Origin of the sequence: secondary endosymbiont of Ctenarytaina eucalypti, from assembly GCF_000287335.1 — a bacterium.
Taxonomy (GTDB): Bacteria; Pseudomonadota; Gammaproteobacteria; order Enterobacterales; family Enterobacteriaceae.
The window spans coordinates 987,130-1,008,912 of record NC_018419.1 but is presented as its reverse complement, the minus strand read 5'-3'; the positions used below and the strand labels follow the sequence as shown (position 1 = coordinate 1,008,912).

The 21,783-nt window shown below is 43.5% G+C and carries 11 protein-coding genes and 1 pseudogene; 6 read left to right on the top strand and 6 right to left on the bottom strand.

What is annotated here, in order from left to right; translation table 11 throughout:
- Window positions 1-104: 104 nt before the first annotated feature.
- From mnmE to rpmH, 5 genes and pseudogenes are all read right to left on the bottom strand, one after another.
- The gene (mnmE, locus tag A359_RS02835) at window positions 105-1,472 is read right to left on the bottom strand and encodes a tRNA uridine-5-carboxymethylaminomethyl(34) synthesis GTPase MnmE (RefSeq protein ID WP_014888352.1); all 1,368 of its coding nucleotides are present in this window, start codon (window positions 1,470-1,472) and stop codon (window positions 105-107) included.
- Between the two features lie 95 nt (window positions 1,473-1,567).
- Complete coding sequence (gene yidC, locus A359_RS02830) at window positions 1,568-3,205, bottom strand: membrane protein insertase YidC (protein ID WP_014888351.1); 1,638 nt, start codon at window positions 3,203-3,205, stop codon at window positions 1,568-1,570.
- Between the two features lie 19 nt (window positions 3,206-3,224).
- Window positions 3,225-3,464: pseudogene (yidD, locus tag A359_RS04240) on the bottom strand (membrane protein insertion efficiency factor YidD); the annotation flags it as partial.
- A complete protein-coding gene (gene rnpA, locus A359_RS02825) occupies window positions 3,428-3,787 on the bottom strand; it encodes a ribonuclease P protein component (RefSeq protein ID WP_014888350.1) in 360 nt (119 codons plus the stop codon). The pseudogene yidD and the gene rnpA, both read right to left, overlap by 37 nt.
- A 17-nt stretch (window positions 3,788-3,804) precedes the next feature.
- Window positions 3,805-3,948 carry a 50S ribosomal protein L34 gene (gene rpmH / locus A359_RS02820; RefSeq protein ID WP_014888349.1) on the bottom strand — a complete coding sequence of 48 codons (144 nt, stop codon included), beginning with the start codon at window positions 3,946-3,948 and terminating at the stop codon, window positions 3,805-3,807.
- A 1,378-nt stretch (window positions 3,949-5,326) separates the two neighbouring features.
- Between rpmH and A359_RS02815 the strand changes: the two genes are divergently transcribed.
- Window positions 5,327-5,563, top strand: a complete 237-nt coding sequence (locus tag A359_RS02815; protein WP_014888348.1) for a hypothetical protein — start codon at window positions 5,327-5,329, stop codon at window positions 5,561-5,563.
- A 389-nt stretch (window positions 5,564-5,952) separates the two neighbouring features.
- Here A359_RS02815 and plsB read toward each other — a convergent pair whose 3' ends face one another.
- Window positions 5,953-8,406, bottom strand: a complete 2,454-nt coding sequence (gene plsB / locus A359_RS02810) for a glycerol-3-phosphate 1-O-acyltransferase PlsB (RefSeq protein ID WP_014888347.1) — start codon at window positions 8,404-8,406, stop codon at window positions 5,953-5,955.
- Between the two features lie 1,637 nt (window positions 8,407-10,043).
- Between plsB and parC the strand changes: the two genes are divergently transcribed.
- The 5 genes from parC (at window position 10,044) to fbaA (ending at window position 20,619) form a co-directional block, all read left to right on the top strand.
- On the top strand, window positions 10,044-12,314 hold the full coding sequence (gene parC / locus A359_RS02805; protein ID WP_014888346.1) for a DNA topoisomerase IV subunit A: 2,271 nt from the start codon (window positions 10,044-10,046) through the stop codon (window positions 12,312-12,314).
- Between the two features lie 143 nt (window positions 12,315-12,457).
- The gene (locus A359_RS02800) at window positions 12,458-13,192 is read left to right on the top strand and encodes a 1-acylglycerol-3-phosphate O-acyltransferase (RefSeq protein ID WP_014888345.1); all 735 of its coding nucleotides are present in this window, start codon (window positions 12,458-12,460) and stop codon (window positions 13,190-13,192) included.
- A 1,126-nt stretch (window positions 13,193-14,318) separates the two neighbouring features.
- Window positions 14,319-15,068, top strand: a complete 750-nt coding sequence (gene ugpQ / locus A359_RS02790; protein ID WP_014888343.1) for a glycerophosphodiester phosphodiesterase — start codon at window positions 14,319-14,321, stop codon at window positions 15,066-15,068.
- A 3,171-nt stretch (window positions 15,069-18,239) separates the two neighbouring features.
- On the top strand, window positions 18,240-19,403 hold the full coding sequence (locus A359_RS02780) for a phosphoglycerate kinase (RefSeq protein WP_014888341.1): 1,164 nt from the start codon (window positions 18,240-18,242) through the stop codon (window positions 19,401-19,403).
- A 124-nt stretch (window positions 19,404-19,527) separates the two neighbouring features.
- Entirely contained in the window at window positions 19,528-20,619 is a 1,092-nt protein-coding gene (gene fbaA / locus A359_RS02775; protein WP_014888340.1) for a class II fructose-bisphosphate aldolase, read from the top strand.
- Window positions 20,620-21,783 lie beyond the last annotated feature (1,164 nt).

Below are 21,783 nucleotides of genomic sequence, written 5' to 3'. Positions count from 1 at the left end.
TACGATAACAGATAAGATGTCGTCATTTCTTATGCATGCAAAAAGCACTGTAGTTTTATCGTTAGTTATGACGTAGTATGAAAGTATGTCTTAAAAAATGAGATTCACTTTCCAATGCAGAAACTAGAAAAAATCCTTCCTAGCAGGTCATCAGCACTGACTTCACCGGTAATTTCACTCAGCATTGATTGCGCTAGTCTCAATTCTTCCGCTAGAAGCTCTGTAGAATAAGTAAATACGAAGTGTTCTTTCCCTTTCTGCAAGTGCGTAGCAGCATTTTCTAGCGCGTTCAAATGGCGTCTTCGGGCTAAAAATCCCCCCTCATGGCTACCGGTAAAACCTACGCTTTCTTTCAAATGGTTACGCAGTAGGTCCACTCCAACCCCCGACTGAGCACAAAGAGTGATCAGTTTGTAACAATTGCATTGCATAATAGAAATTCGTTCACCAGTCAAGTCGACTTTATTGCGCACTAATGTCATTGGCATGCCGGGGGGCAACCGGGCAATGAACGTCGGCCAAAGCATATCTGACTCATTCACAGGGGTAATAGTCGCATCTACTATTAGTAGAACATGATCCGCCTGTTCGATTTCACGCCAAGCATGCTTAATGCCGATCTTCTCCACTTCATCTTGAGCCTCACGCAAGCCTGCGGTATCTATAATGTGCAGAGGCATTCCACCGTCTAGATGGATATGTTCACGCAACACATCCCGTGTTGTACCGGCGATTGTCGTAACAATGGCAACTTCGCGACCCACTAGCGCGTTTAGCAGGCTAGATTTTCCAGCATTCGGCTTACCGGCAATCACTACTTTTATGCCTTCACGTAAAAGACTACCCTGGCGTGCTGCGATACGTACGCCATCAAGGCTGGCGATAATCGCGTTCAAACTCGCTTCAATTTTACCATCAGACAGGGGATCAATATCTTCATCAGGGAAGTCTATAGCGGCTTCGACATAGATTCTTAGGCTTGTGAGCATCTCCACTAAGTCATGAATACGCCGGGAAAACGCCCCTTGTAATGAGTTCATCGCGGAGCGGGCAGCTTGCACCGAGCTCGCATCAATGAGATCTATAATTGCCTCTGCCTGCGCAAGATCTATCTTTTCATTAAGAAAGGCGCGTTGCGAAAACTCACCAGGATGGGCAATGCGCACCCCTGGCGTTGATACAATGCGCTGCAGCAACAGATCTAGGATCACCGGGCCGCCATGCGCTTGTAATTCTAAGACATCTTCACCGGTAAAGGAATGGGGGCCCGGGAAGAAGAGGGCGATACCCTGATCAATCGTAGAGCCGTCCTCGTTACGAAACGGCCAATATTCTGCCCTCCGAGGCTGCGGCAGCTTACCGAGTAGCATACAAGCCACCTTAGCAGATAGGGCGCCAGAGACGCGGAGAATGCCGACTCCGCCACGACCTGGCGGAGTGGCAAGAGCAATAATAGTATCCATCTGACTCATTCACATGCTCAATTATCGCCGCGCGGCGCGTTTCAAAAAAAAAGACATGCAATATGCCTCGTCAACTTAAATAGAGATAGGGGCTGCACGCTTTATTAAGCTTTTTTATTACTGCTATGCAGCCCGTGCTTTTCTAGGCCGCGATAAATCAACTTCTGCTGAATAATGGTCACCAGATTGCTGACAATGTAGTACAGCACAAGACCAGATGGGAACCACAAGAAGAATACAGTAAATATTATCGGCATAAAAGCCATGATCTTCTTTTGCAAAGGGTCAGCAATAGTGGTCGACGACATCTGCTGAATAAAGAACATGGTCATCCCCATCAGTAAAGGCAAGATATAGTAAGGATCCTGGGTCGAGAGGTCATGGATCCAAAACGCAAACGGCGCATGGCGTAATTCGATAGAGCTTGATAGCATATAATACAGCGCTAGGAAAATCGGCATCTGGATCAGAAGGGGCATGCAACCGCCCAATGGGTTCACTTTTTCAGATTTGTACAACGCCATCATTTCCTGGCTCTGGCGCTGTTTATCATAGCTGAGGCGCCCCCGCATCGCCGCCAGTTTCGGTTGCAACATTTGCATCTTAGCAATCGCTGTGTACTGCGCCTTAGTTAAGGGGTACATGATGCCGCGTACAATAAAAGTAATGATAATAATGGAGAAGCCCCAATTATCGATATAGCTGTGGATAAATTTTAGCAATTTAAACAAAGGTTGTGAGATGAACCATAAGTAGCCGTAATCAACCGCAAGATCTAGGTGCTGGGCGATAGATGCCATTTTGTCCTGAATTTCAGGACCTAACCATAACATAGCCTTAAGCTCGGCATGGCTTCCAACTGGCACAGTGATAGGCGAGGCTTTAAAACCAACAACCGCTTGTCCATTACCTAAATCCGTAGTATAGAAAGTGTTGGTTCCTTGGGTGCAAGGTACCCAAGCTGTGGCAAAATACTGCTGCAGCATCGCGACCCATCCTCCTACTGTGCTAACAGAGAGGTTTTCTTCCTTGATGTCTCTAAAGCTGTATTTCTGATATTTGTTGTCAGTAGTGGAATAAGCGGTGCCGCGGTAAGTCTGCAATGCGAAGTTTCTGCTACCAGCATTGTAAGACTTGGGATACTCTATCGACTGCTTTAGTTGACCAAACAATATTAACTCAAGCGGATTTTCGCTGGTGTTATGAACCTCGTAATTGACATTTAATGCAAAAGCGTCGCGTTTTAAGATAAAAGTCTTAGTATATATCGCTCCATCCGGAGCGCTATAAGTCAGTGGAACGTGAAGAAATTCACTCTGAGTATCCTCCAAGACATAGCTGTCCTTCTTGCTAGCATACAGTGGGCGTTCGCCGTTATCTGGATTATCCGGGCCGCTGTTACCTATTAGGCCGCTTTGTGCCTGATAAACGAAGTCTTCAGAGGTTTCCAGCAAATGAAAAGGCTGTGGCGAACCCAGTTTCTCAGGATAAGACAGAAGGCACGCTTGTTCGATGTCACCGCCGTGAGTATTAATTTTTAGTGATAACACGTTAGTTTTCACCGTAATTATCTTTCCTTGTTTGCTAGCAAGTACCTCTTTCCTGTCTGGGTCTACCGAAGGGGTGGCATGGTTTGCAGGCTGAGAGGTAGAGCGGGAAGCGTTGTCCGTCTGCCAGGCTTGCCAGATCATAAAAGACAGGCAAAGAAACGTGATAGCAAGAAGATTGCGTTGCGAATCCATTATTAGTGTTCTCTATTATAAAGGGGTCTGGCGGCACGGGATCGTCGCCACCTGGATTCAAAGGATGGCATTTTAAGACACGTTTTAATGTCATCCAGCCGCCTTTTAAGATACCAGACTTGCGTATCGCTTCAATTGCATACTGCGAACAACTGGGCTGGAAGCGGCAATGAGGTCCCAACAATGGGCTGATCACGCGTTGATAACCGCGTATCCCCCCAATCAGAAGTTTTGAGACTGGCGACAATGGCGGCACCATGATTTTTCTAACACTTTGTTTAGGGTATGGTTATCGAGATTGGCCAGGCCGTTTTTAGCGATAACGACGAAATCCATAGAGGGCAGCGTATGCTGATGTAAGCGGAAACTTTCCCGTGTCAAGCGCTTAATCCGGTTGCGTTCATGAGCCCGTTTTACATGTTTTTTAGCTATAGCGAAACCAACACGGGGGTGTCCTAGCTTATTCAATCGCCCAAGGATAGTAACGTGCGATGTTCCAGACCTCTGAGGTTGCTGGAAAACGAAAGTAAAATGATGTGGAGTTAATAAACGTAACTCCCGGGGAAATTCAAGCCGAGGCATCCGGTGGGCAATCTTGCTTACTTAGAATATACGGTCAGCCGTGTACGCCCTTTTGCACGGCGCCGCGCTAAAACCTTACGACCGTTCTTAGTTGCCATACGCGCACGGAAACCGTGGGTACGATTACGCTTCAATACAGACGGCTGGAAAGTGCGTTTCATAGCGATTCTACCTAAGCTTGATAATTACTGATCAGTTTACACGTTTAACCGCGTGGTGTAACGAGGTAAACGCGCCAATCTTTTTAAGATACATAAACGCTTATGATAATCATTTTACCCGCTCGAGTCAATGAAAAGTGTGCATGTCATCAAGTATTAACATATTTATACAGTCTTTGTTTAAGGCAGCCGGCGCGATACGTCGTGATAAAACGATACAGGGTTCATGACGCGGGCCTAAGGCGTCCGCAGACTTTGTAATTAAAAAATTTCATACTGTAATATTATTTGAATCGCATATAACGTGCTTTATAACGACGTTGGTTATCGTTTTTAACGATATGATCTCGTTAAGCATATTGATATTGTTATTAACAGCTCCTATCTTTACATCATGTTTAACAGCAGTCTTGTAAATAAGAACAAAACTATTGCAGTAAAGTAGCGTTCGGAATGCTGTGCTGTATGTAATTTAATGATTATTAATGGCACTCACATACTGATATTTTAGCAGAAAAAATGCGCTTTCCGGCGCGTGGTGACTCTTATAGCACAAGACTCGCTAATATATGCACTGCGCCGCTAAGAGAAAAATCAATGTATTCTCTTTTTTTGATAGAACGTTTTGCTAGTATAATCTATCATCAGAAAAGTCAGTCTACGCTGTAGTGAGTGTGTAGGCTTTCTTGCTTTATCAGATTTATCAGAGAGCTCGTGTTAGCGAAACCGCTGTCTAGGACATCGGAATAGCACATCTTGAGTATCGAGTTGTGCCTTTCTAGGTGTTCATTACACTATCCAGTATTTTTTACAAGACAATGTCTATACTTTTCATTTTTATTCAGTCAACCCTTTAAAATCGGTGCTCTCAATTAGTTTATGAATTATTGCAGGGCATCCTGACATGGGTGGCTGATATTAAAACCATTTTTGCTCGCTAACGGTTTAAAGACTCTTTCTGAATGTCTTTCAGCAGCGCTATCAGATTAACAGTTGAGCCAACGCAGACCCATTTTACTATCAAGCTCAATGCACAACAACATCGATCGCATGATTCGCAGTGTAGGGATATTCTGCGTTGTATTATCGTGCATACATCACACGGCAGCACAAGCTTTGCGCACTGTAGTGAAAGCAATGATACTGAAAAATAGGGAAGAGACAGATAACGATCTTGGTAATATGTGTTAATGTGATATATGTTATCTAACCATTAAAATAGAAAATCGTTTACCTCAAACACAGAAGTAATCTATAAGAAATTAGTGAAGCATTGTTAAATACAATGAGCTTCATCATTTTGTAGAGCAGTAGTGGGTCTGCTCAATAGCGGTAACAACATTTGGCAACCTAAGCTCTTTTCATCGACCCTCTTGGTATGAAACCCCGTCTCTTTCTACTACAAACACTGCTTGATTTGCGTCTTTCTTTTCCTAATTCTGATGCCGAAGATGAGAAAGGCGACGGAAATGGCGCGATCGCTTATATAGTTGTTAAGCCCCTCGAAAGAGGCGATAGGGCCGAAAGGTGTTCAGGCACAACTGGTTTCTGCACCTTTAATGCTCCTAATATTAACAGCGAGCATATTACACGCTCTCAGTTATTTTTTATATGAAAGGTGATAACTGCAATCTTGAAGATTGTGTTTCTGAACAGAAAATCTTTTATATAGCGCTTTCTTAAATAAGCATACTGTTTTAACACCAAGATGTTAAGACTTGTTCCTAAGAAAAAACAGCTAAAAGCGCTATCTTTGAAACTGTTTAACTATTTTTAAAAATGCTTTAAAACGTTAACGAGAAGTTACGCGCCTAAGAACTAGCATACAGTTAGCTTTAAAGTCGTGAGTATCATGATCTATAAGGTTCTGTGCTAGCCCTTACATGGATTGCTTCGTCTAGATAGAATATGGTGGGTTAATGTCTTCTTTTAGGCCATAAATGCTCTCCTGCTATATAGTTTTCCTAAAATCTTAGGGGGTAGTACCTTCAAGCAGTTTCTTAGTTATTTTGTTAATGGATTCAGCATAGCAGGGCTACATGCCAGAAAAATTGCACGTTTGATAGTATTGATGATGCCCGGCGTGATCAGCTCACTAAGAATTTCCCATAGCTCACTGGGTTTCTCATCGCAAGCATCGCAGGCATCTCTGAGATATTCCTCCTTTCGTAGCGTTGCTACAAGGACTGAGAATACCGCTGTATCAAAAAACTCCGGCGCATTAATACCATGCAGTAGAGCAAGTGTGCGTGCCATAATACGACTCGATTTTTGAAGTGTTCTGCAGTTAGCTTCTGGGTTAGCGCGTAATAACAAAAAGGTAATAGCATAGCGCTGTAACGTTTCACTAACGTTTTCAGCCAACAGTTGCAGAGAATAAAGACGTGTGTTCGCCGGGTACAGTAGCATTCCCTGAATTTTTACTAAGCCCTGGCGAGCTAATTCCCTAATGAGACAATCGATCACCGGAAGAATCTGTTTTTTACTGTAGCGCATAAACAGCTCCGCCTTCAAGAGCGGGTATAGTAGCGTAACTTTTTGCCGCAGCTGGACACGCAAGATGCCCGGACAGGAACAAATAATGCTCGCCACCAGCGATGGTAGAATGAACAAGTGCTGGATGTTATTGCGGTAATAGGTCATTAATGTAGCCTGATCACGTGACAAACAGATGAGATCGTCGATAGTGTCATGCTTGACGGTACATGTGTTCATCTCTATAGCACGTGATAAAATCGCCTCCGGCGTTAAATTAGGTATTGTAATGTCCGGTGCATAAGGAACCTTGCGTAGTAGATCGAGATAACACGCTAACTGTGAAAGTAATTGCAAGCGGGTGAGCCCACGCCGGTGCGCAGACAGAAGGACGGTGGAGAAAAGATTAATCGCATTAGCCGCAGCAGCATTGTTGATTCTCACCATCAGAATAGCAGCAATATCATCTGCCGCCTTCGCCAGCCACTGTGGGCGCTGAGCCTCGACGGGATCACGCCATTTCGGTACCTGTTTTGATAGGTAGGTCGCTAGGGGAAGGGGAACGCCAAAATTGACATACGCCTGCCCGAAATTGCGTAATTTACGTAATCCAAATAACATTTTCCACAGCCCTTCTTTCTCTTTTTCCGCGCCGCATAATTCTTTAGCGTAGTCCTCTACCTCCAACACGTGTTCATAACCAACATAAATTGGCACAAGCGTAATGGGTCGATTACCGCAGCGTAACATGGCTTGAATAGTCATAGTCAGGGTGCCGGTTTTAGGCTGTAACAGTCGCCCCGTGCGGGAGCGACCCCCTTCGATGAAGTACTCCAACGAGTACCCCTGGGCACACAACTCAACGAAGTATTCTCGGAAAATAGCAGAGTAGAGTTTATTCCCTTTAAATTTACGACGAATAAAAAACGCACCTAAACGACGAAAAATCTGGCCTGCCGGCCAAAAGTTGAGGTTAATGCCTGCAGCGATATGTGGCGGCACTAGCCCTTGATGATATAGAACATAGGACAGCAAAAGATAATCCATATGGCTGCGGTGGCAGGGTACGTAAACAATTTCATGCCCCGCTTCAGCTAGTTGACGGACCCGATCGGCGTTAAACACGTTCAAGCCTTGATATAAGTGATGCCAGGCCCAACTCAATACTCGATCAGAAAATCGGATCGCTTCATAAGATACCTGAGCAGCAATTTCATCCATGAGCTTAAAAGCGTTTTTTGTGGCTTGTTTCGTTGAGATTTTTTTGCTACTTGCCTCATATTCTATCGCCTTGTCAAGTGCCGTAGAGGTTAATAGCTTTTTGAACAGAGCATGGCGTACTGGTAACGGTGGTCCTACCGCCGCCAGTCGCCGCCGGGCAAAGTGTATGCATGCAACCCGGTAAAGTTTTTGGGAAATAAATGTGTCCGCACCGTGCTCCGACACTATATCACGTAGTGATAGCGGACGGGAGAACCACACAAAACTATCTCGTCCCATCCACAACACATTGAAAAACTTATTAATACTGTTTATTAATCGCCCTTTCGAGACTCGTTTATTAGACTGCGACTCTCTACCCGGCGCACGGCCGAACATAACTAATACCGGCACTAACTGTACATCCAGAGTAGGATTTAAGCGATGTAACTCAAGATAGTTCTGAAACAACGCAACTGACTGCGCTTGCTTATTGTACGAGGGCAGTAGGGGCGGTTTATTATGAATACAAACATAGCGCGGAAGGGTGATTCCTCTAATATGCAGCGGTGTCAGAGGATCACAAAACCCCTTTTTCAGGCACTGCCTGCGTAATGTTAGTAGGTCCGATTTAGAATGATGAGGTAGCAAATACATCATCGGTTTTCGGGGATTGATGCCGGCTTCTGCAGTACACAGATTAGACGGAATTATTTTACTTCTTACCAGGCACTGCAGGAGTACATCTAAAAACATGTAATACATTCTACGCCAAACTAACATGTCTTTTTGCAGCCTCTGTTGAGTAATACAATCCAAAAAATGCTAGAATGGTTCCGCGGTATCTTTGGGGCGTTAAGGTTAGTGGCAAACAGCGGAAATTACTATACCATCACGTGAACAACTCATGCTCGCCACTTGCAAAGTTTATGAGACTTATGGGTTAAAAATTCAAGTGGTGACCAATGCATCAAAGATGTTGGGTCATCCTCATTCCCGCTACGAGAAGTTATTATGTTTCTGGGCATCCAGTTACAGCGACGGCACCGCAAAAGCTTATATGATTGTGATCAGGTTTTTAATTTCGTGTATTTTATCGTTTTTATGCGCAACCACCTCTAGATGCTTGAAGCGAAAAATAAAAACAAGAAAAGCATACAAGCGCTCGCCGCAATGCACATAAGAGAATTGACCCGCTCTACATTTTTTAAATAAATATAGCGTATCACGCGTTACCCCCCCCTCCTCAAAAAATGCTATTTACCCAATTTTAACGACATGCTTTTTCACTAGCAGTAATCACCTAGCTTAAGCGCTTGCAACCTTGCCAAAATCTAGCGTTACAGTATTGTAAAATTACATACCCTTAGATGACTAACTAGCAATCTTCTCCACTCGCAACACAATCTCTCTAACCAGTAGCCTCTAGCTGAGCACTTGCGTTCTTTATCTTTATTTTGATTGCTATTACTGTAATGTTACATGTTCAACTGCGTTGTTGTACGCATAGGGATGCAACGGATTAAGATTGTGTAATACAACGCAGAGGGGGATCAGTAGATATACGCGGCTTAATCCATTAAAGAGGTCTGTCACTAATCTTTTGCATCGTAAGCGCTTTGATCCTCGACTGTTTTTTTGTTTCAGTGATTTTACTATATCGCATTATGTCAAGACTATGCGTAGCTAGCACTGCTGTTCGATAGCTTAGTAAAGCACATTTGATGTATTTTACTCTTGACTAATAGAGGTTAGCTGAGACCCTCTTCGCTCTTGTTCAACACCATCTGGCCAGGGACTGTCTATGCGCTTTTACCACATACTGTAAAAATCAGCACCATGCATCACGCAAACAGAAATCGCACAGTGTACTAACTGTATATCAGTATATTTCAACGAAAGATCAATCAGTTTAAAACATGGATCAAACCTTATCCTGCCTGATCATAATAGATAAAGTGTTTTTGAAAAACACTATCATTGGTCCTCAATATCTCTTCGCCTCATCCGTATGGGACCAATAGGTTCAGTATGCGCTCTGCGATAGAAGATCTACTCCTCCAATGCATTCCGACTTAACAAGCCTTGCTTATACATAAGCATGAATATTATTTCCTGTGCTTCACATGGCGTAAAGGACCGCAATACGTCAAAAAAGACCCAAATTAATACTGCTTATATTGTGTCGAATCTATGATACAACAGCGTCATTTGGCGGCGAAGGACTGGGGCTCGTCTGGTCCTCCTCAGTACACTAAATGCATCAACGCATGAATCGTGCTAACGTTTTTGTTACTACGTCAGTCCTATTACAGCAAGGTTCAGATAAGCGTGAATCATATTCACAAATACCATATCCGCGATATATTTAATATGGCGGTCTAAATAAGCATATCCGCGGTCAGAGGAAGTAATCATCAATGAGCGAGATGACTAATGGCGGCGCCGAATGCATGGCGTTGCATGAATTTACTGAAAATGCCTACCTTAATTATTCTATGTACGTCATTATGGATCGTGCGTTGCCGTTTATCGGCGATGGCCTCAAGCCCGTACAACGCCGCATCGTCTACGCGATGTCTGAGCTAGGACTGAACGCCAACGCAAAATATAAAAAGTCTGCGCGCACTGTTGGAGATGTCTTAGGCAAATATCACCCGCATGGCGATAGCGCATGCTATGAAGCTATGGTCTTGATGGCGCAGCCTTTCTCTTACCGCTACCCCATGATCGATGGCCAAGGTAACTGGGGGGGGGCAGACGACCCCAAGTCCTTCGCCGCCATGCGCTACACTGAATCTCGCCTTTCCCGTTACGCCGAAGTGCTCCTGGGAGAATTAGGGCAGGGCACGGTTGATTATGTGCCAAACTTTGACGGCACTCTGGAAGAGCCTAAAATGCTACCGGCGCGGTTGCCTAATGTATTGCTAAACGGCACAACAGGCATAGCCGTTGGGATGGCGACAGATATACCGCCACATAACATCATTGAAGTGGCTGCCGCAGCGATTACTCTGTTGGACAATCCTTCCGCAACATTAGAGCATTTACTAGTGCACATAAAAGGCCCAGATTTTCCCACCGCGGCAGAAATCATTACTTCTTATGAGGATTTGCGTAATATTTACGAGACTGGCCGAGGATCCTTACGCATGCGTGCGCTATGGACGGTCGAAAAAGGCGCAGCAGTTATCAATGCACTACCGTATCAAGTCTCAGGGGATAAGCTGCTTAAACAGATCGCTAGTCAGATGCGTGACAAGAAACTACCAATGGTAGGTGATTTGCGAGACGAATCAGATCATGAAAATCCGACTCGATTAGTGATCATCCCGCGCTCAAAACAGATTAATTTAACGCAGGTCATGCATCATCTATTCGCTACCACGGATTTGGAACGTAGCTATCGTGTCAATATGAACATGATTGCACTAGATGGTCGTCCGGCAGTAAAAAACCTGCGTGAGATTTTGTCGGAATGGTTAGTGTATCGTCGTGATACTGTGCGCCGCCGGCTAAACTTCCGCCTAGAAAAAGTTCTACGTCGGTTGCATATTGTAACTAGCCTGTTAGTAACATACATAAACCTGGATGAGGTGCTCCACATTATCCGCACCGAGGATGAACCGAAGCAAATGCTAGTACAGCGCTTTGCGCTTAGCGCAGCTCAGTCTGAAGCCATTCTTGAGTTAAAACTCCGGCATTTTGCTAAACTCGAAGAAAAAACGCTACGCGAGGAACAGGGTGCGCTTGAGAAAGAGCGCAACAGGATTAAGGAATACCTATCCTCGGAACATACGCTAACCACACTAATAAAAAAAGAAATTAAGGCAGATGCGGTAGCTTACGGCTATGCGCGTCGATCGCCTCTCGTTGCACGAAACGCGGCGCGCTCACTCCAAGAACATACGCTTATGCCATCCGAGTTAGTAACGGTGACTCTCTCCACTATGGGTTGGGTGCGTAGTGCTCAGGGTCACGATATTGATCCGAACGGGATCAATTACCGCTCTGGCGATAAACACATGTTGTCGGTGCGTGGTAAGAGCAATCAACCTGTAGTGTTCATAGACTCTACCGGCCGCAGCTATGCGTTAGAGCCCGCCAGCCTACGTTCAAGGCGCGATCAAGGAGAGCCCCTGACTGCTAAGATAATGCTACCTCCTGGCGCATCAGTAGCGCAAATGCTGACTGGTAACGCAGATCAGAAATTGATCGTAGCATCAGATGCGGGCTATGGTTTTGTCTGCAGATTTAGTAATTTAGTGGCGCGTAATCGTGCAGGTAAGGCGATATTGACATTAGATAAGAACGCAAAAGTGATTCCGCCGTTATGGATAAAAGACTACGCCAGTAAGCTATTGGCGCTCACGGAAGCTGGTCGGCTACTGATCTTCCCTCTTGAAAGTCTTCCCCAAATGTCAAAAGGAAAAGGTCATAAAATCATTACTATTTCGCCTAGAGATGCCGATAAAGAAACGGATCGACTCTTCAGATTATATCTGCTGTCTACCGAGACTTCTATCACATTTTATGTAGGAAAACGTAAGCTTACTTTACATCCAGAAGATTTACAAAAATTCATCGCCGAACGCGGGCGTACTGGAACCTTTTTACTAAAGGGACTAAAGAAAATCGATCGAGTAGATATCTCCGATCCCTTAATCAGTTCCGGGGACAAATCATCCTAGCTTGCACATGTTATTCACGTTCGTCACGCTCATAGATAATGATCGTCTTCGATGTCCATACATGCCTGACGACGCGAGAGGTAATAGCTGTGTATTTTGTACGGGTTCCTATACTATAGAGAGTTATAATTTAAGAAGGCGCCATGCTTGTGATTCTTCGCACCATGCTGGTGATGCTATTGTCGATAAGCATCTGTGTTGTTGGCTTGATTTATTGCTTTTTTAGCCCGAGAGACCCTCGTCATGTTGCCACTTTCGGTCGATGGTTTGGCCGGATGTCACCCCTATTTGGTATTCAGGTGGAGGTTCGCCGTCCGGCAGGTGTGACGCTACCGAAAAATTGCATTTATATTGCCAATCACCAGAATAACTACGACATGGTCACCGTTGCTTCTGTAGTCCAGCCGCGTACTGTAACCGTAGGAAAAAAAAGCCTGCTATGGATCCCACTATTTGGGCCTCTTTACTGGTTGACCGGAAATTTACTGATTGATCGTAACAATAGCTCTCGCGCTCATACCACGCTCAGCAAGATGGCACTAAAAATAAAAAAACAAAATATTTCTATCTGGATCTTTCCGGAAGGAACCCGAAGCCGAGGGCGCGGTTTGCTGCCTTTTAAAACCGGGGCATTCTATACCGCGATTGCAGCAGAGGTTCCTATTGTGCCGATTTGTGTTTCTAACACCTCCAATAAAATTAAACTCAATCGCTGGTCAAACGGTTTGGTCATCATTGAAATCCTACCGCCGGTCGCAACAACAGGTTATAGCCCTGAACAAGTGCGTGCGTTGACTAGAAACTGCTGGGAAGTGATGAAAAAAAAGCTAGATGATTTAAACGCGGAAGTTACCAAACGGGACATTCTGAACCGCTGAAGATTTCAAACTCCTGCGAGGAGGCCATAGGGTCGGCTTGACAACATGAAAGCAGAGAGCAAAAGACGGGGATAACGTTAGCACCGCTAGCTAAAATGCTATGCGCCATGATGAGCGCTCATAGAGAATAAGCAGCACTAGGTCTATGCCTCGAGTCTCGGCCTGATTCAGGATAACTAAGAAGACTATTTTTCTATACACATCCCTAGAAGATAAAGCGTTCATTAAAGGCAATAGAATTTTCTCTTTTCACCACACTGTCATAAAATTAACTAATGCAGTCATATTTCTATTACAGTGAAAAATCGCTTCAGACCGGTATTAAACTCATAAAATATTACATAGAACGTCTTCAGAGAATGAGTAAAAAGCCTTTCTAGACTTGAAAGATCATCTATATCACTGATAGTAAAGAGCCTATTAATTCGGTTGCTATTTTCTTTTCTCTAGAAAATGCAAAAAATCATCATCCCGAAAATCACATCCACTCGTGCATTGTTAAATCTAGACATTAGGGCGGCGAAATATAATGTCGCCCAGAATAGCGCTGTCAAAACACGCATCGTGAGACAGCAGGAGACATCGGACGCTTATATGTTTCTGCAGGAACATGCTGGCAATGTTAATAAAAAATATACGGTGATAATAACGGCCTAGGTATGTCATTAATGAATACTGGGGAAATGCGCCAAGGTAGTAAAATAGCTAATGAGCTAAATGTTTTATTTACACAGTCTTCAGAGATTTACTACTTTTAAAGTAATAGACTATTGTTAGTATACTAGAAAAATAAACGCGTGATTGTCATAAGAAGGTAACTTTAATCATGATAACAGGCGATAGCACGACCGAACAAACGCCTATTTTTTGGTGCGACGAGGAAGTATTAGCAGCCTAGCCTCTGATACTTCTGTGCTAACAAGATGCACGGCAATACTCCGCCTATGCGTGTGATAAGATCTGAATGTTGATCGCTTATTATAATCATCAGTAGGCGGGCTACTTGACTTCTGTATGCATTAGATTCATGCAAGCCTTTCCTTGCCCGAGGCTCAATGCTGCATTTGCATTGTCCTGGCAACACATGGCACTATTTCAATCCTCAACATGAAACCTGGGTAGCAATATGAGCAGAGAATGGCTGTATCCGACCATCATTGCCCATCGTGGCGGGGGATCGCTAGCACCAGAGAACACCCTTTCCGCTATTGATGCTAGTATTTGTTATGGTCAGAAGATGATTGAAGTGGATGCTAAGCTATCCGCTGATGGTCAAATCTTTCTTTTGCATGACGATACACTAGATCGAACCAGTCAAGACAGGGGAATTGCGGGTCTGCTGGATTGGCATGCTTTGTCAACAATTGACGTCGGGGTGTGGTTTGATCAAGCGTTTCGGGGTGAGCGGCTACCGTTGCTATCATCCATAGCGAAGCATTGCCGGAAACACGGCCTGGCGATTAATATAGACATTAAACCCACCTCCGGCACTGAGCAGGAGACAGGCCGCGCTGTGGCACTAGCCGCACGTCTTCATTGGGAGGGCATGACGCCGCCACCACTCTTGTCTTCCTTTTCCCTATCGGCACTTTTGGCAGCGAAGCGGGCCGCGCCGGAGCTGCCGCGCGGATTGCTTCTAGAAGAATGGCGGGATGACTGGAAAGCTTTGTCAGAGACATTAGCATGCCGGGCCTTGCACTTTCAGCATGAGGCGCTCACAGAAAATCGGGTCGAGGCCATTAAAGCTAGCGGACTACACGTCCTGGGATGGGTTGTTAACAGCCCTTACCGTACCCGAACCCTCCTGGGATGGGGTGTCGATACAATTTGCACCGATCGCATTGATCTCATTGACGCTGACTTCGCTAATTCCTGACAGTCACTGACGTCAACAGTGAGCCTCACGTGTTGCCTAGTGAGTGCTGGCGGCATCCCAGAATTATATATAGCCATTGCGTGGTCTATAATCAATGGAATGCTGTTTTATAAACACTTCTCATGAAACCCATAAAAATAATTTTCGGTGTTTGGGACACGCAGGTACGCCGATTGCAAATACTCTGCATAAGCGTTTTTCACAACAACACTATGTTGCACAGTTTTTTTGATTAAAAGTTAGCCATGGCTTGGCTTGATTTGTCAGATCATGAGTATTAATTTAATAATAGAAAAAGATAGTCATAAACAATTGAATAATCTTGTTATTTATCTTTCCGTATTTTAAATAAGCACGTAACAAAAAAATTAGGTTAGACTGGATGTAGATGTACTACGTACATCACCACTGATGATCCCTATAGCAACTCTAAATTTTCAAGTTACAAACTAGAGCATGTATAAAAAATTTCGCAAGATACGTAGTGCACTGCAATCATGTATGCATGCATGCTTCAAGTATTGCTGTATGGCAAGCGAGCGCTTTGCGTAGACACAGTAGCTGAACACTGTGACACTCAGATAAAACTATCAATAAATACACAACACCGATCATACAAGCAGTGCTTGGGACGATGATAAGAGCCTAATGGGGTTGCGTTGACCAAACGTTAAAACTTCTGAGCTATCGCTTAGATACCGACTCTGCGTTACTCCGTACATATAAAAAGACAATGAAGATTCAGTATAAACACGTTTTGTGAAAACATTAGCGTTTATGAGAAGTGCCTATACAACAAAATTGTTCTGAAACGAACTGGACGCGCCTCTAGAGGGATAAAAGCTGAATATGATGACACAGTGTGACAATATATATCTTTACCCTGCGCCATATATGCACGTCATAGTCACTAAAAGCTACATAATCCACCGAAAAGTACCGTACACCAAATAATAACGGTTTGAGTCAGAAAGCGTCATAGATAACTGACACTTCATCTCCCAAGTATCGCGAATGCAGATGATGCAATGCTGATTTTAACCACGTTAATACGCTTAATAAATATGGGTCTATTTGCTATTACACACAACGCACTTCGCCGAGACGGGCGCTAGGCCGCATTATCTTTCTCAACCGAGTCTGATGACATGTCGGTATATTACAGATATGGTCAAAAAGACGTTTTCTGAATTTTTTTGGTGGAGTTCAGTTTTCTGAAATTCGGTAGCATTTATGTATCAATTGCACTGCTGTGCTATCAATCCGCGAAGATACGTGTATATCTCTTACTATACGTTGCTAATTAGCAGAGTAAACGAAACTATTTTTTTATTAATATTATGAAATTTGAATTTCATTCACGTTAATTTAACAGTAGAAGTAAAGTGACATTATGCCGAATATTCACATTTTTAAATGCTAATCTTCACTATGTTTAAGCTCTTACTGTGCAAAAAATAAGTCTCTTGGAAATTTAATCGGGCACTTTGCTAAAGTTTAAAAATCGAGTCAACGTGGTCTTTGTAAATCTGCAATGGAGAGCTAAATTCCCAGCCTTGATGTTTTCATGACCGCGAATACCTTTGAGATCACCAAACACACAGTTAGATTGCCTGTTCAAGAGCAGTGCTCTATTGAGATAAAGCAATCACTAACGCATACATCCATCGCTATCCGTGATATATGCGATCTAAAAGGTAGCGTTGTAAGCTAAGAAGTAAGGAATGCTAAGGATTTACTTTGGTGTAAAAGTGTAGGTTTTAAAAAACACTTCATCTCATGCTTAAAAGACTTTTTATTTAACCGCATTTAATGCTATCTTGCCACCGTTTAGATACGGTCTAACAATGTTGCTTTTAATGCAACGTACCTCATTTGGATAACCGAAGAAGAGTCAATATATAGCGCATGTATCATAAATGTTACTAGTATTTAGTGCTAGGGCGTTATTACTGCGTTGTTGTTATAAGCTGTTATCATATCATGATTGTATATATACGTTTTTTGCTTTTCATACAGAAAAATTACTGTATCCTACCTTATAGGTATCAATAAGTTTAACAAAATAACAGCATTCAATCCCTTTATTAAAAAACACGTGACCGATCCTTCCACTGTTGCAGAAAATCAGACACTCACTGCGCCCGCCGAAGTGGCGTAGCAGTACTTATTAAAATTATATCTTGAGAGACATTAAGTACTGAAACAACCTCTGAGCAGAATTCATCATTCTGAAAAAATATGTTATCATTGGTTAATAAGTAGATGCACTACTCATGAGCGTAGTGACAAATACTTGCTAGGTAGTCATCTGCGCCTGATGAATGCTTGACGCGCAGCCAAGAACCGTAGCTAGCAATGCTTAATATTCTAAACTAGAGAACACTTTTAGTAATGCCGCATGCTGGTTCAATTTTTTATCAAAAACGCTTTTCTACCGACTGACACCCTAATGGCGTCTAATATATTCATCACCACTAGACGGCTGGGATGACCATCATATAATCTAAGCACATAAAAACTCTTATCCAGAACAATTATCGGAACTATAATCGCTACGACATGATCACTGACCTTATTGAAGACGATGGTAATCATAATAAGTAAAACAGTCATTTCTGCCGCTTATAGATTCATGTATTCTAGAGCGATTGATGCAGCGAGCATATTAGCGATCGCGATGGTCGTTGCCCAATGAGGGCAATCTTTTGGAGGCAAATGCTCACTCAGCCCGGTCGCTCAATTGGGAACAGAAGCTACATACTCTCTTTATAGACATCGCTGACAAAAAAAGTAGTTTAATCAGGCTAACGTAATTGACGCGCTTTCCTGCTGCCTTTATTAGCCCTCTAGCCTAGAATAACGGATTTTATATTGAATCGTCTCAGCCAGCACAGTGAACGCTATAATGTAAAAGGATCAAGCGAGCCCTCTTGAAAACAATGCCCGCAAGATTAGCAGTGTTTTCTGTCTCCTAAAAGGCAACTGTAATCTACTACCATGCAATATAAGGACTGTAAAAACAATAATTGTGTTAATGTGCGAGCAATGCAGATTTGATGCATAGACGTTAAATGGGAAAAGAACATAATCCACTATCTGATTTGGTGTGAAAAAAACTTTTCGCCACTGCTCAGGTAATGTAAAAAGCATCAAATAAGAGGGTTCGCCATGCCTATAACTAAGATGATGGATCTAAATCTTTCTGGTCAACGTGTTTTTATCCGCTCCGATCTGAACGTACCGGTTAAAGACGCAAAAGTGACCTCTGATGCGCGTATCCGCGCATCACTACCCACTATAGAGGCAGCACTAAAACAGGGGGCAAGAGTCATGGTGGCCTCACATCTCGGCCGCCCCACAGAAGGAGAATACAGGTCCGAGTTTTCTCTAAAACCAATAGTCGATCATTTAGAAAAGACGTGGTCTTTCCCGGTCCGTCTCGTTAAAAATTATATTAATGGTGTGGATGTTGAAGGAGGAGAGGTAGTCGTTTTAGAAAACGTGCGCTTTAACAAAGGTGAGAAGAACAATGACGATGCGCTGGCAAAAAAATACGCTGCGCTATGCGACGTATTCGTCATGGATGCTTTTGGCGCCTCCCATCGCGCCCAAGCTTCTACTCACGGCATAGGAAAATTCGCTCCCATAACCTGCGCCGGCCCGCTACTATCTAATGAACTAGAGGCGCTTGCTAAGGCCCTAGAAAACCCAGAAAGACCGATGGTGGCTATTGTTGGCGGCTCCAAAGTCTCTACCAAACTAGGCGTACTGAAATCTCTATCAAAAATTTCCGATCAGATAATTGGAGGCGGTGGAATCGCCAACACTTTTCTTGCTGCACAGGGATATAATATTGGTCAATCGCTTTATGAATGCAATCTTCTGCCGGAAGCTAAACATCTCTTAGAAAATAGCAAGATTTTTGTACCGACCGATGTCCGGGTTGCCACAGAGTTTTCTGAAAACGCGACCGCCACACTGAAGCCCGTCAGCGAGATTCAGGATCATGAACAGATCCTCGATCTTGGGGATATTAGCACTGCCCGTTTAGAAAACATACTGAAAAATGCTAAAACTATTCTATGGAATGGCCCAGTAGGTGTCTTTGAGTTTATAAATTTTCGCACGGGCACCGAAATGGTGGCACGTGCTATCGCGAATAGCGAGGCGTTCTCGATCGCCGGCGGTGGTGATACGCTAGCTGCCATCGATTTATTTGGCATTGGCGCTCAGATCTCCTATGTTTCCACGGGCGGTGGTGCTTTCCTCAAGTTTGTAGAAAGCAAGACACTGCCCGCGGTAGTCATGCTAGAAGAACGAGCAAAAGCCTAATGATACAGAAGGGAGATGCTTATGGTGTTTTCCGTCACTTATGCATGCCTAGGTTACATGATATGCACAAGCCACGGCAGTCATTGACCTTTTATTCATGACCTAAAACATAGGACAAAGTCATATGTCTAAGATTTTTGATTTTGTAAAGCCAGGCGTCATCACTGGTGATGATGTACAAAGTGTATTCTCTGTTGCGAAAGAAAATAACTTTGCTGTACCGGCCGTTAACTGCTTGGGGACTGACTCTACTAACGCTGCACTAGAAGCAGCGGCTAACGTGGGCGCGCCAATTATTGTGCAGTTCTCTAACCAAGGCGCCGCCTTTATTGCCGGTAAAGGTTTGCGGGTAAAAGGCCAACAACAAGCAGCGGTGCTTGGCGCAGTGGCTGGCGCACTACATGTGCATCATATGGCTGAGCATTACGGTATCCCGGTTATTCTACATACTGATCATTGTTGCAAGCATCTACTACCTTGGCTCGACGGTCTACTAGACGCTGGTGAGCAGCATTACGCAGCTACCGATAAACCTCTTTTCTCCTCCCATATGATTGACCTGTCTTCAGAGTCACTAGCAGAGAATATTTCAATCAGCGAAAAGTATATGGCGCGTATGGCTAAACTCGATATGACACTAGAAATAGAATTGGGCTGCACTGGGGGAGAAGAAGACGGGCTTGATAATAGTCATCTAGACAACTCTGCACTGTATACCCAGCCTGAAGATGTCGCCTATGCTTATGAGAAACTCCATACTATCAGCAAGCGCTTCACTATTGCGGCGGCTTTCGGTAACGTTCATGGTGTATACAAACCTGGCAACGTGAAACTAACGCCAAAAATACTTGATAATTCACAAAAATACGTTTCAGAAAAATTTGGACTACCCGCTAAACCTTTAAACCTAGTATTTCACGGTGGGTCAGGTTCTACACCGGAAGAAATTCAGGAAGCTATCAGCTACGGTGTAGTGAAGATGAACATTGATACTGATATTCAGTGGGCAACATGGAAAGGAATTCTGAACTATTACCAGAAAAACGAAAATTATCTTCAGACCCAGCTGGGAAATCCTGAAGGCAAGGACAGCCCTAACAAGAAGTTTTACGATCCTCGTGTATGGATCCGCGCCGGTCAAACATCTATGGCTAGACGTTTAGAGTTGGCCTTTAAAGAACTAAATGCTATCAACGTACTGTACGATGCTTTCTGATACACTAGACAAGCTTCTTTAACAGTAAACATCCATACTAAAAAAGTAAACCTTGCTCTCTAGCTGCGGTAGACAGGAATTATATCTAGCGATAGCAATTCCTTCATAAGCACAAGTCGGGGTAAAAAACGTATAGTACATTCCAGTAAACATTGATGATTATACCTGAGATACTCGTTTCTTCCTGATCAAGCAATAGGAACATAACAAGTAGCAGTCAAGAGCGCCCACCTGCGATGAGCGTTCGGTGGACATTCGTTCGTGCAACAGGTGAAAAAGATAGCAGCGAACGAACATCATTGAGTTTTAACGTGGGAAGGATGTTCTGCGATCCGGAAGAGATTATGAAATCAAGATTCAGGGGCCGGATTACTGCAGCAGATCCACAGTCAAAGATTTTACTATTTTTGGAATAAAATAGCTAATCTGGGCTCGGAGGAGAATCCAGAAATATTTTGCAAGTAGCAAAAAAGTGAAAGTGTAATCAGCGCATATCAGTCTGATAGACTATGTTATTTCTAAAATAATGACTGTTGATTCTAGATGTGCCTGCAACTAAACCGTGATGCTTATAAAATTTTTAGATAGCCCACGTTTTACATCCCCCAGCGCAGGAATAGGCAGTTATTCTATGACATGACAAGGGAGTGGGTGAAAACAGATAAATATGTAATACTTAAAAATCTTTTATAAAGCCAAAATGTCACTCTTTTCTAATTATCACTTACATCTACAATAGATAAAGAACCGTGAGACATGATGCATTGATAGATAGATACGACATCTCTAATATTTCCATTATCGGAGTTGTCAGCGGACAGTATTTTAAAGCATGCACTAAGAGATGCGTGTTGTTAAGAAAATTATACATTATTGCCGCGTATTGCCTTATTTTCTTTTTAATAGAGAGTCTCCATGAGTAAGTAAAAGTTTAAAAGAACCTGGTAATGTACTTAGAAGACAGCTTTCTGGTGATCAAAATACGTTTCGCCTATTATAAAAGCGTTAGAGGTATGTGTTGACATGATATTTGAACGTATGGCGAACATCGATCATTGCATTCCCGGATGATGCTTTTCCCATGGTCCCAGAAAAAACCGCTCATATGAGCAGATAAAGTAAAAACGCAGTGACAAGCCCTACGTTGTCAGTACGAGTATCAGA